This is a genomic window from Pseudomonas sp. MIL19, assembly GCF_028680365.1.
Classification (GTDB): domain Bacteria; phylum Pseudomonadota; class Gammaproteobacteria; order Pseudomonadales; family Pseudomonadaceae; genus Aquipseudomonas; species Aquipseudomonas spirodelae.
On the sequence record NZ_JAPPVG010000017.1, the window covers coordinates 1 to 12,357 of the forward strand.

Below are 12,357 nucleotides of genomic sequence, written 5' to 3' on the forward strand. Positions count from 1 at the left end.
AAGGGCGAGTCGATGAGAAAGCGGGTGAAGAAATTGACGGCGCCGGGCGCCTCAGACTAACAATGCAACCCCTGCGTCGCTGCGCTCCGACTGCCTGTCCGAATGATCGTGGAACAGGTGTCCGGATCAGCGTGGGCTGAGTGTCCGAATGGCGTGGAATCCGCAGCTGGGCCGAGCTAAGTGCTTTTTTCAAGTTTTCCAAGTTGGAGATAAATACGGGGGTGAAACCTACTTCAGTCATGGTGATGAACGACTTACCGTATTTGCCCAGGATTTTTTCTGCCAGCGCATGCTTCTCTTCATTCTTTTCAAGAAAGGCGCTGGGCTTACTTTCACAAACCACAACCTGGCCATCTTCAAGTTCGTATTCAGCATCAGGGGTATAGCTCTTGACCTTTTTGCCTGATTTCTTCGGTAAGTCATCGCGACTAGCCACCAGGGTTTCGTTTTCGAGGTCAATGCAGACGGGCTGGTCTGATAGGTGTTTCAGACCTAGCCGGAGACTGTTCATCAAAAGATGGTTGCGCTCCGTAAAACTTTGGCCGGCCACAAAGCCATTTTCGTTACGGTCTGTCGGGACGATGTAAGCCTTGCACCCACGGTTGGTGCGTTTAGCAACATCTCTGACTGGCTTAGTACCTTTCTTTCTAGTCGGCATTTATTGGCCTCCAATCTATCTCCTTTACAGTAATAGCCAGCCTTGCTAATCTTGTCAATAGATTCGAGTCCAACAAATTTAAGGAACGCAATGGGACGGCACGTAGACACGAGCTGGTATGACACTTACGTGCAGAGCCGGGTGGTGGAGCAATCCATAGCTGAAGGGCCGCTGAGCGACCCTGAGCTGGCGGGACTTCTGGGACTGAAGCCTAAAACCTGGGCGCGGGTGAAAGCTGCTGGCCGTTTTCTGGAGGGGCTTAAGCCTGGCATCGAACGGGAGCACATCCAATGCGGCTATGCCCCGCTGGAGCGTCTGGCTAAGCTCTGGTCGACCGCACCAGATATGGCTCAAGAGCTACTCGACGCTGTGCTGAGTAATCAACTTAAGCTGGCCGACCTAGAAACCTTGATGCGCGGCGACGCTCAAGCGTTACCGGACACTGACGCTACCCGCCCCAGTCGCAACACTGCACAGAAATATGCACTGTTCTACCGACTGGAATCGTATTTTGATTCGTCAAAATTGCACCCCTTCGATACGTATAAAGGCCGCGTCCTTCGACGACGAGGCACGCTGGGTAGTCCGGGCGGCTACTACCTCTACGATGCACAGGGAGAACTAAAGTGCCTGGTGCTATGTATCCAGCCTAGCGCTTGGCGCGACCCGGCTACAGCGGCACGAGAGCTGTATGAGCATGCCCTCTCACAGCGTCACCGAGCCCCCACTATTTGGTTTGTGTTCCTGCGCGACAACGTGGTGCTTCAGCGTTTGGCGGAGCTGAGCCTTTACTGGGGGGGGTCACCCTATGACAAAAAAGGCCACTGGTTGTTCTTATCGCACTTTATTGACACAGACCATTTGAAGGTCTTGTTTGAAGACTACTTTGCTCAGCTCATTGGTCAGATTCAGGCAGGAGCTGGGTTGATAGAAGAGGCGGAACTGTATTGTGCGCTGGAGTCGATGGATGGGCAGCCCGCTCCAGAGTCTGAGCCTTTGCGACCGATTTACAAGCTGCCTGAGCCAGACAAAATCCGTACTTACCGCGACATTATTCAAGCACGCATTTGGGCGGCTGGTGATAGCGATTCGGCAACCAATGAGGAGAGACGAGGCAAGCTGAACGTTGATATGGGCTTGTGAACTTAAGCCTGTCAATTATGGCCTATGGATTTGCTGATCGAGCACAGCTGACTGCGCGTAATAGGACGTTTTGTAAAATCCACCCCAACACCTGACTATGGATCGGTTACCGCTCGGCCTACAGCGGCCACCGGTCTACGGCCCTGCGCTATACCAGATACCAGAGAACTGGCTGAGTGGGAGAGCAGTGGTATGAGAAAGGCGGTCGAGCAGGAAACGTTGCAGGCGCTGGTCGAAACCGGGGCGGCGCGGGAGTTTCGGGCACTACGGGAAGGGGATGATTGGCGGCTGGAGCTACGCCTCGGCTTGAAATGGCTACCGGTGCGCTCGCGGCGTGAGCCGATGAGGGTGTGGCGCTCGCTGACGGCAGTGGGGCGGTTCTGCGAGGGAATAGGCATCAAGGTGCTGATTGTGGAGCTTTAGCCCACGCTGCCTATCACGGACGCGCCCGCCAGAGTTCCTCGATGTCGAGATTGTTCAGAGCCTCGCGCATACGTACAAATGCATTGTCCGAAAAGCGCGGAATCCTTGTGGATCCGAACTCGAAGACGTGACGGCAGGTCACGTCCGCATCTATCACCAAATGAGCTCGCAGCACCCGAGCCTTGGGTTGTGTAAGTCCGACCTTTTGCGCAAGCTCTGCTGCTCCCAGGTAAAACTTCTTCTGGAGATCCAGCTCACGCACTGCCGCCGCGTCGGCAGGGTCATCGCCGCCGATATAACGCACAGGCGCGCCTTCTTTCTTAGAGAAATGAACGACCAGGTTCACCCCCTCACCATCAGTGCGCGTACCCACAGTGGAGAGTCGAGGAAAGACCTCAAGGATGTCTTGTCCTGCACGCACGGCCCGCTCAATACGGTCGATGTCACGCTCGGATATAACAACCTCTTCCACGGCAATCGACTCCATGGCGAGCAGGGAACGAATCCGTGCACGGGCTTCGTCCCGGTGCCGCCGACCAGGCTCCAGCAACTCCCGGATCAAGAGATATTCGCGATCCACCAAGAACTCGAAATCGCCAGGAGGCATGGTTGAGACTGGCAAAACCCTAGCAGGGATGTGCTTTATCAGGGCATCCTCCAGGGCACGCTGCATATAGGCATCAAAAGCCGTGATCAATGCTCGTGTGTTGAGATACAGCAGATCCTCGGCGACGATGACGAACCAGTGCTGCGCCGCATCGCGCAAACTATCAATCGCACGCATCGCGCCGGCTTCCTCAGCTGTCAGGCCAAAGTGCGCTGTGCAGAGCCCGAGGCACTTATCGAAGCTAATAGAGCGCCCCGCCTCTTTGTCGAAGACCTTGGCCTGGTTCTGTACCAATACGGCCTTCAGCAACATCTCGCAAGCATGCTGGAGGTGCAGCAGTACCGTAGTGATACGCCCATCGTCATCGAAGCTATTAAACGCCTGCATTCCGGTGCGTAGGGAGCTAATGGACTTGTTTTTTAAGGTTCGAGCATCGCGGACTAGCTTCATAGGCAATCCCTTCAAGGTTCTGACAAAGCTCTAGAGACGTCTCAGTCCCTCTCTCATCCGAGAGACCTGACGACAGTAGATCCAGCATACCCTCAAAGCTAAAAAATCAATAAATCAAAATAAGGATTTAATCCTTATTGACGAATAGAAATCCGTAGCCTATCTTGTTATCACAGATTCGGATTTCATCGGAGGTTCGCCATCATGCACACGACCCACCACTGCAAGGTCAGACAGTCACAGCGCGGGATCACGCCCAGCATGGTCGAATATGTGCTCATGCATGGCACCAACTCGACGCATGACAGAGTCGTTCTTGGGAAGAAGGAAGCTCAGATACGACTGATGGAGCTTGAGTCTGAGAAGCGCCTGCTGATGAAAATTACTGACAAAGGTGGCGTTGTCGTCATCCAAGAAGGGGATGCCCTGATCACTACCTACAACTGCTCTGGCCATCGCTGAGCCAACAACACCGGAATGAACATGAACGAGAAAATTCTCTACCAACTGCTGGACACAGCTCGCGGATACGCCACCGCTTCCAACGACTCTGCCCAGTCGCTAATCCTCCAGCTACTGTGCTGGTGGAAGCTGTCAAAGGAGGAACGTATTCCAGAGAGTCTCCGCTTTGAAGCTTGGGCCTTCGAACCGATTGCCGCGCAGCTGGATGCACTTCGACAAGCTCAAGATTCGCTTCCCTATTCGTTCATTTATGAAGGTGCATGGCAGTTCGCATTGCAAACACCGAATGGCCTGCGCCCGGTATCGGAAAAAATCTTGCAGCTGGAAAATCAAGGCTTTCTCGACAACCTAGACCTCCGGGACGCAGGCTTCTGGATGGCTAGCGAGCCAAGCAGCGATATGGCCATTTCGCCCAGCCTGGCGGATCTCGTCGTCGCATTAGCCAAACTGAAGGGCGACGACGACGTTTACGTCCCTTGGGATCGCTCGGGCCAACTTGCTGCACGCATTATCCAAACCGGAGCCAGTACTTGGGTAGAAACCCAGAATCCAACGCTGCTTTCCCCCCTGCTTTGTGCAACAGCAAGCAAAGGCTGGACACTCCATGTCACAGAGCCCCTTGCCAATCCTTCAGCGCTGGAAAAGGGCCAACTCAAACACTTCGGGTGCGCGGTTTGCTTTCCTCCAATGGGCCTTCGCTATCGTCCAGAGGTCATCAGCAACGACCTGCTGGGACGATTCACGGAAAAGTCGCCGGTTGGCGACGTTCTTCAAATCCGTCATCTCCTTGCACAAGTGAAAGGTCGGATCGTTACCGTGGTATCCAAAGCTCTCTTGTTTGGCACCGGTTCCGAACGCCAACTCAGAGAGCACCTCGTAGAGTCTGGCCTGATAGAAGCAGTGATCTCCATGCCTGCGGGCCTCTGTACCCACACAAATATCCCGGTAGCCATTCTGATATTGAACACCGCCAAGCCCTCGAAGCAGGTTCGCTTCGTGACTGCCGACGTCGATGGCTACCGGACAACCGGCGCCAAAAGAAAAACTACGCTCATCAACCTAGATAAGCTGATCGATCTGACAGAGTCATCCGAGCAGACGGAAATAACTAACTCCGTATCTTTATCAGCAATCTCTGCCAATGATTACAACCTAGAGGTTTCTCACTACATCTTGGACGACAAAGCACGTCGTTTAGCAGCTGCGCTTAGGGAGCATTCCTTTTCTCTATTGGGCGATCATTTCGAGATCATCCGCCCGAGGCAACACACGACCGCCTCCAGTGGTTCTAACGTCCTTGAAGTGCAAACCCTCGACTTGCCCGAGTTTGGCTACCTCACTAAAGCCAGCAAAGAAGCACTGTTCGACCTAGATTCTCCCAAATCCAATACTTACTTCCTGCAAGAAAAAGACATCCTACTTAGTTTTCGGGGTGCCATTGGTAAGGTTGGTATAACCAACGATGTACCTCCAGTAGGAGAGGGCGGTTGGATTGCTGGTCAATCCTTTGTGATCTTGAGAGCTAGCAAAAAAGCCAAGTACCTACCTGAAGCGCTAGTCGTGTACCTGCGTTCGGAAATTGGCCAGGTTCTACTCAACCGCATGGCGGTGGGAGTAGCCATGTCCTCCATCCAGCTCTCTGCCCTAAGGGAGCTGAAGATTCCAATCTCCTCGCCAGATGAAACGAACAGGATGGTTCAAGTTTTCAAGCAGGAAGCGCAGATCCAAATCGAAATTCAGCATTTACGAGACAAGCAATCCACATTAGCCGCAGGCTTCTGGCACCTATAACTCGCTTAGCAACAGAACTGCACACTTATTGAAATTATTCGAGACCAATCCAATGGACATCCTCCAATACGAATCAAAAATCTGGGCCACTGCCGACTTGCTGCGTGGCTGTGGCATCAAAGAATCTGAATGGCCATCCTTTATGATGCCGTTCTTTGCATTGGCTATGATTGAAAGCCGCTTGGTGCGCATGTTCGATGAACTCAAGGCCGAGATTGGGCAGGATGCGTTTGCCAAGATTCACAAAGACGATCTGTACGACCTGATCAAAGACAAAGGCCAAGGCTACAACATTTTCATTTTTGAAAAATCCCAATCGTTGACGGATATTTGCAAGAACGATAAGTCATTTGATATCGACTTCGATGCTTACCTGAAAGGCTTTGATGGTGAAACCAGAGACCTGCTCGGAGTCGATGCCGCCGAGGGTGAAAAATTCCTCGACATCAAAGGTGTCATCACTAAGCTCAAAACAAAGAAGGTGCTGCTTGGCTACACCAAACTGTGGGCAGAGATTGATCTCAAACCCTTCAACAACTCAGAAATCACGACGCTGGAAGAACACATCAAGCGCAAGTGGGCGGACATTTCTGCCGAAACCGCAGGAGAGCAATACACCCCGGACGACGTGATCGCACTGATCGCCGAAATCATCGCTTCCAAAATCGAAGAGTCCGACACGCTCCTCAAAATCTACGACTGCACCTGCGGTGGCGGCAATATGTTGTTTGGGGTCGAAGACCGCATCAACCAGAAGTTCAAACGCCTCACGCAAACCTATGGCCAAGACTGGAACGATGCGCTTTATGCGCTGGCCAAGATTGAAAGCCGCTTTCGCCCAGATTCAAAAATCGAACACGGCAACACGCTGGTAGAAGACAAATTCGACAACGAAGAATTCGACGTCGTCATCGCTAACCCACCTTATGGCGTGAGCTGGAAGGGCTATCAAAAAGACATCGAGAACGACAAGACGGGTCGGTTCAAATACTTGCCATCTATTTCAGATGGACAACTGCTGTTCATGCAGCACCTCATCTCCAAACTCGACAGTGTCGGCATGGGCGTCGTGGTTCATAACGGCTCGACCCTGTTTAGTGGTGATGCTGGCTCCGCTGAGAGCAATATCCGTAAATGGATGTTGGACAGTGATATCGTCGAAGCGGTGATCCAGCTACCTACCGACGAGTTCTTCAACACCGGCATTTACACCTATCTGTGGGTGCTCAATAAGAACAAGCAGGCGCATCACAAAGACAAAGTGATGCTGATTAACGCCAGCGATAAATTTAGGTCGCTAAAGAAAAGCAAAGGTTCAAAACGCAAAGAAGTAGACGAAGTCAGTCGTATGGAAATCGTCGCCACGCTCACCGCCTATAAAGACAATGGTTACGCACGCGTACTCGAAAAAGAATTTTTCTACTTCAACAAACAAGCCATCATGCTCACCAATGTCGATGAGCAAGGCCGAACCTTTGAAGCACACTTGCCAATGAAGGAAGACAAGTTCGGCGAAATGAAGCGCGTGAACTCAATCGAACTAACTCCCACCAAGATCACGCAGGGCGAGCTTGAACTGACTGAATTCAGCATTACGAAGTACGATGCAACCGAGTATCCCGCTCTTGATAGCTACTGCATGGTAGCTATAAAGCCTCTGGTTGCGCAGCTTGATTACAAAGAAAAAGCGTTGGTAATCACGACGGCAGATGCCAACTACTACTACGACTCTGATCAAGAGACCCTAATCAAAGAAGCAGGCGGCATCAAAGAAGCACTTGGCTGCGGAAAGATTGTCGTGAGCGCCAGTCACAAAAAGGCCACAAAGAAACTGGCTGAGCGCATTGAAATCAGCGTGGAACTAACAGCGGACTATCAAAAAGACTACGAGATCATCCCCTTCCACAAAGACCCCGCTGTCAACCAATCCGCAATCCAAGCTTTTATGGCGCGCTACGTCAGCAAGCCGTTTGTGTATCTGGAAAACGTGGTTGGCGTGGAATTGAATTTCAATAAGATTTTCTACAAACCAGAAACTCTGGATCCCGTGAGCAAGATCGCAGATGAAATTTCGGACTTGGATAAAACGCTGAAAGTACTTGAAGCGGAGTTGGCGCTATGAGTGCGGTGAAAACCGAAAGCTATGCCGCGCATGAGGATTGTGGAGACGGTTTTTCTAAGCATTGGCAAGTATGTAGGCTTAAGGACAAAGCAGCCTTTAATCCTTCTAAAACTGAAATTAAAGAGCTTCCACGGGAGTGCACTTTCGCACCAATGGAAAAGCTTAAAAAAGACTCATTACTTACAGATGTAACTACCATAACTTCTGATATTTCTGGTAGTTATACATACTTTAGAGAGGGTGACATTCTCGTTGCAAAGGTTACTCCTTGTTTTGAGAATAGAAATATTGCAATTGCAAAAAATCTGACGCATGGAATCGGGTTTGGTTCCTCTGAAATTAATGTTGTAAGGGTGTCCAAAAAAGAGAACCCTCGTTGGTTTTTTTATCTATTCTTGACGTCTAGTTTTATTGAGGCTGGCGCTTCAAAAATGGCTGGAGCAGGTGGTTTAAAGCGTATCCCATCTCTATTTTTAGAAACGTTCTGTTTTGCGCTTCCACCTTTAGTCGAACAAACTGCCATCGCCGCCTATCTCGACACCAAAACCGCGAAGATTGATAGTCAAATAGACTTGCTCGGCCAAAAGGCAACGCAGTATGGCAAGCTCAAACAATCGCTCATTAACGAAGCTGTTACCCGTGGTTTGGATAAATCCGTGCCGATGAAAGACAGTTATGTAGTTTGGATTGGAGCGGTGCCGGAGCATTGGGATGTTAGGCGAGGTAAAGATATATTTGAGCAGACCAGGAATAAAGCAGGCTTGGATAGCTCCTCATATGACGTACTCTCATTAACTCTGAACGGAGTAATAAAGCGCGACCTTGACAATATGAAGGGAAAAATTCCTGCCTCTTTTGATGGCTACCAAATTGCGAATCCGGGCGACCTCGTTTTGTGCCTATTTGACATTGATGTAACGCCAAGGATAGTTGGTCATGTGAATAATCTTGGGATTATCACGAGTGCATATACAGTTATCAAGGGAAAGAAAAACGTAGATATGAAGTATTTTCTTTACTATTACCTTGAACAGAACCGCAATGGTTCCCTCTTGGCAAATAGCAAGACGCTGCGATCTACCATGACATTTGATTTGTTTTCGCAGTTGCTTTTGCCTGTTCCACCTTTAGAAGAACAACGAGCCATTGCTAGTTATCTCGATGAAAAAACTGCTCAAATAGATCGCATCGTCACAGCGATTAACACCCAGATAGACAAGTTGAAAGACCTGCGCAAGGCGCTGATCAACGATGTGGTAACTGGAAAAATCAAAGTGTTGAGCGAAGGGTTGGCCGTATGAACGAACTTCATCTTCAAGACAAATTCTTGATCCCGTTCTTTCGCGAGGGGTTGGGCTACAAGGAAGTCAAAGCCAATACGGTCACCCAATCGCTGATTATTGAAGAAGACTTGCAAGCGTTCATTGCCGAGAGCTCGCTCAACCAAAAGCCTTATGAGGCTTTGCTCAAGAAATACAAGGGCGATAAAAAGGCTTTGCTGCAAGACCTGATGGCCTTACTTGCTGAGCGTATTGCCAGCAGCCGCAATATGGCTTTGTTCATCAACGCCAATAAGTCGATTACCTTGCAAGGCATCAAACTGCATTTGTTCTACACCAGTGACAGCGTGATTCACGGCAATGCCTTGTTTGATGAAAATATTTTCTCGGTGGTGCAAGAGCTGCCGTATAAGTTCAACTATCAAGGCTCGCAAATTTACGCGTTCCGCCCAGATATCGTGATATTTGTGAACGGTATTTACCTCGGCTACAGCGAATTAAAAAGCAACTACACCAGTCAGAGTGCCAGCAAGAACGGGCGTGGCAAAGTACTTAAAGACTACTTTGAAGCGGTAAAGGTGTATCACCAGCACATCGACAGCAATGCCATGCTGAGCGACAAAGAAAAGCAGAGTGTGCGCAAAGACTTTCTAAAAATTTTTGAAAGCGCTATTCATATTACCACCACCGACATTGGTGAAACCTACGTCATCCGCACCATTGTCGATTACTTTGACGAAATATTGGCAACCTGCCGTGAAGGCAAATTCGACCGGGAAGAAATAGAGAAAAAAGCCCACGGAGTATTCAAGCTCTATCCCTTGCTCAAGCCCGATGCCGAAAAGAAGGACAAGCTCAAAGAGCTGTTTTCTGCGTTATACGGCAAGCTAATGATCGAGAAAGAAATTCTGTATTACAACTTCATTGAGCGTGACGTCTATGTCAATAAAGGGGTGAAGGAGGTTAAAAGCGAGCAAGGCCATTTGATTTCTCCGCGCCCGAAGCAGAAGTTCGGCACTGACAAAATCATGGTCAAGATCGACGAATTTTTGGCTCACGAGCAAGAGCCTGACTATTTTGAGAAGCTACTAGAGCAGCAATTAGTGGGCGTTGGCGAAGCCAAAAAGAAAGAGCTGCTGGATAAGCGCAAGGCCTACTCCAATAACAAAAATGTCTATTCACTGCTAATGCAATACGCCGCCGGGTTCGGAAAATCCAACATCATCGGCTGGTCAGCCTTGCAGTTAAAGGACTTACGCCGCCCAGATAGCGACGGCAAAGCGCAGTATGTGTACGACAAAATCATGATCGTGGTGGATCGTCTGCAACTGCGTAGTCAAATTGATTCGCTCATGCTGAACATGAACATCGACAAGCGCATGGTGATCGAGGCAACTAACAAGAAGACCTTTCAAGAGGCGCTGGCGTCCGACACCCGATTGGTGATCGTTAATTTGCAGAAGTTTGGCGCGGTGCGAGAAATGCTCGACGCGGAAGTGCTGAAAAAGCTGTCGGGAATGCGCATTGTGTTCTTGATTGACGAGATCCACCGCTCCAACAGCGGTGACCAGCATGAAGAAATGGTCAGCATTTTTGACGAACTGCAAAGTCCGTTCGACGGCGCAGTCTACGCCGGTCAAGCCATCAAGAAGAATCTGATTATCGGCTTTACCGCCACGCCAGACGACCACACCCTGGCCCGCTTTGGCGAGTTCAGTGGCTATGCCGAAAGCGAGAAACTCTGGCGGCCCTTCGACAGCTACACCATGAAAGAAGCGATTGAGGATGGCTTCATCCTAAATCCGCTGAAAAACATTGTGCCAGTCGCCTCCAAGATGCTGTTTGATTTACCCGCAAATCCGCTCGAAGGTTTTACCGAGAAAGAATACAAGGACGCGCAGAAAAAGCAGGTCTATGAAAACCGGGATCGTATCGATGCCATCGCCAAGTATGTGGCTGATCTACTTGTCAAGGACGTATACCGGCAAATACGGGGCACCGGCAAGGCGATGCTAGCTGTGTATTCAATCAAGGCGGCCATAGCGTATCAAGGTGCGGTGACGAAGCACTTCAACGCCTTGGTGAAGGATCCCAAGTACGTAAAGTACGCCGATGCACCGATCCATGTGGTGTATTCCAGCAACCAGGATGAACAAAGCGCTACCGGACTCAATGGTGGCTTGACGGAAGAAAAGGTGCTGGAGAGTTTTGCGCTCAGTAAAAATGGTTTGATGATTGTTGTCGCTAAGTTGCAAACCGGTTTCGACGAGAAGAAATTGCACACCTTATTCCTGGATAAAGAAATTAAGGGAATCAGCGCCATTCAAACCATTTCTCGCGTGAACCGTACGACGAAATACAAGAACGACTGCAAGATTGTTGATTTTTCTTACAATAACGTGAATGTGCAAAACATCAAGGATGCCTTCGAGCATTTCTCTGATGTGGTGGTGAGTGACTTCGATCCGTTTGGCGACAAAAAGGTACTGGATGTACTGCTGAGCGATTTGAAGAAGTCTGATACCTACGACAAATTTTTTGCCGTATTCATGGGTGTCTACAATGACGCCGCTAAGCGCGATGAACCAGAGAGCTATTTGGACTTTGAAAGTAGCCTGAAGAAATACATCGACGCCAATCCGCAGCGCACCGCCGATACCAAAGCCAAGGCATCGCAGTATTTCACCATTCTCAATCGCATTGAATACGTGATTGAGCTGGATGCAAAGTACAGCGAACTGAGCTTTTTATTCTTCTGGCGCAAGTTCAATACGCTCTACAACATGCTGCATAGAAGCGAGGACATTAAAGACCCGATTGAAGTGTATTTTGACAACCAGATTGGCATGGTTGAAGTGCTGCCAGATGATCCAAAAAAGAAGAAGAGAACGCCAACAGAAGTTGCTGTGGGCACACCACCGGGCCCTGGTGGACAGTTTGATATTTTGGCCATCATTGCCGCCCGTAACGAACAGGAAGCAAAGACGGGCACATTGATAAATGACTTTGAAACCAAGATCGTTGATTTCTTCCGCTACGTGCGTGAGTCCAGCGAGGGCGGACGGTTGATCGTCAAGATCAAATCACACGTTTCCGAGCATGAAATTTACGACGACTTTGCCAAAATTTACCGTCGGTATAAAGCGCTCCATAGGCAGACTGTTGGCGACTATTTTTTCAAGGAAACTGAAGATCTGATTGAAAAGCTATGTGATGACTTTGAAATCACCGTACGAGACGCTCAGTGAGTGAGCCGAGCAGTTATGTGGTAATCACTCCACTTTCGCTACTTAGGCCCTGAGAGTAGTTGATGCGTCCGGCGCCATGCACTGCATTTCTGCGTACTCTTGATTGACCAGAACTCTGATTCATTCCCTCATAAATGCCAATACCTCGGCAGATCTTAGGATCTGGCGAGGTA

Annotated in this window: 8 protein-coding genes and 1 pseudogene; 7 read left to right on the plus strand and 2 right to left on the minus strand. The window is 49.7% G+C overall.

Annotated elements, in window-relative coordinates; all coding sequences use genetic code 11:
- Positions 1 to 658 (minus strand): annotated as a pseudogene (locus N1078_RS12510) (hypothetical protein); the annotation flags it as partial.
- Between the two features lie 90 nt (positions 659 to 748).
- Here N1078_RS12510 and N1078_RS12515 point away from each other — a divergent pair.
- Both N1078_RS12515 and N1078_RS12520 read left to right on the plus strand, forming a co-directional pair.
- Positions 749 to 1,801, plus strand: a complete 1,053-nt coding sequence (locus N1078_RS12515) for a hypothetical protein (RefSeq protein WP_170050689.1) — start codon at positions 749 to 751, stop codon at positions 1,799 to 1,801.
- 192 nt (positions 1,802 to 1,993) lie between these two features.
- Complete coding sequence (locus N1078_RS12520; RefSeq protein ID WP_274088503.1) at positions 1,994 to 2,224, plus strand: hypothetical protein; 231 nt, start codon at positions 1,994 to 1,996, stop codon at positions 2,222 to 2,224.
- Between the two features lie 13 nt (positions 2,225 to 2,237).
- Here the strand turns inward: N1078_RS12520 and N1078_RS12525 are convergent, their stop codons facing one another.
- Positions 2,238 to 3,281, minus strand: a complete 1,044-nt coding sequence (locus N1078_RS12525) for a hypothetical protein (protein ID WP_274088504.1) — start codon at positions 3,279 to 3,281, stop codon at positions 2,238 to 2,240.
- Between the two features lie 204 nt (positions 3,282 to 3,485).
- Between N1078_RS12525 and N1078_RS12530 the strand changes: the two genes are divergently transcribed.
- The 5 genes from N1078_RS12530 to N1078_RS12550 are packed head-to-tail and all read left to right on the plus strand — an operon-like array spanning position 3,486 to position 12,184.
- Complete coding sequence (locus N1078_RS12530) at positions 3,486 to 3,743, plus strand: DUF4258 domain-containing protein (protein WP_274088505.1); 258 nt, start codon at positions 3,486 to 3,488, stop codon at positions 3,741 to 3,743.
- A gap of 21 nt (positions 3,744 to 3,764) precedes the next feature.
- Positions 3,765 to 5,534, plus strand: a complete 1,770-nt coding sequence (locus N1078_RS12535) for an N-6 DNA methylase (RefSeq protein WP_274088506.1) — start codon at positions 3,765 to 3,767, stop codon at positions 5,532 to 5,534.
- Between the two features lie 52 nt (positions 5,535 to 5,586).
- A complete protein-coding gene (locus N1078_RS12540; protein ID WP_274088507.1) occupies positions 5,587 to 7,656 on the plus strand; it encodes an HsdM family class I SAM-dependent methyltransferase in 2,070 nt (689 codons plus the stop codon).
- Complete coding sequence (locus N1078_RS12545) at positions 7,653 to 8,957, plus strand: restriction endonuclease subunit S (protein ID WP_274088508.1); 1,305 nt, start codon at positions 7,653 to 7,655, stop codon at positions 8,955 to 8,957. The genes N1078_RS12540 and N1078_RS12545 overlap by 4 nt, the downstream gene beginning before the upstream one ends.
- Positions 8,954 to 12,184, plus strand: coding sequence for a type I restriction enzyme subunit R domain-containing protein (locus N1078_RS12550; protein WP_274088509.1), 3,231 nt, complete (start codon positions 8,954 to 8,956; stop codon positions 12,182 to 12,184). The genes N1078_RS12545 and N1078_RS12550 overlap by 4 nt, the downstream gene beginning before the upstream one ends.
- The last annotated feature ends 173 nt before the right edge of the window (positions 12,185 to 12,357 follow it).

Bases quoted from the DNA above. Each gene is read 5' to 3' on its own strand.
- N1078_RS12515 (WP_170050689.1), top strand. From the start codon at position 749: ATGGGACGGCACGTAGACACGAGCTGGTATGACACTTACGTGCAGAGC.
- N1078_RS12520 (WP_274088503.1), top strand. From the start codon at position 1,994: ATGAGAAAGGCGGTCGAGCAGGAAACGTTGCAGGCGCTGGTCGAAACC.
- N1078_RS12525 (WP_274088504.1), bottom strand. From the start codon at position 3,281: ATGAAGCTAGTCCGCGATGCTCGAACCTTAAAAAACAAGTCCATTAGC.
- N1078_RS12530 (WP_274088505.1), top strand. From the start codon at position 3,486: ATGCACACGACCCACCACTGCAAGGTCAGACAGTCACAGCGCGGGATC.
- N1078_RS12535 (WP_274088506.1), top strand. From the start codon at position 3,765: ATGAACGAGAAAATTCTCTACCAACTGCTGGACACAGCTCGCGGATAC.
- N1078_RS12540 (WP_274088507.1), top strand. From the start codon at position 5,587: ATGGACATCCTCCAATACGAATCAAAAATCTGGGCCACTGCCGACTTG.
- N1078_RS12545 (WP_274088508.1), top strand. From the start codon at position 7,653: ATGAGTGCGGTGAAAACCGAAAGCTATGCCGCGCATGAGGATTGTGGA.
- N1078_RS12550 (WP_274088509.1), top strand. From the start codon at position 8,954: ATGAACGAACTTCATCTTCAAGACAAATTCTTGATCCCGTTCTTTCGC.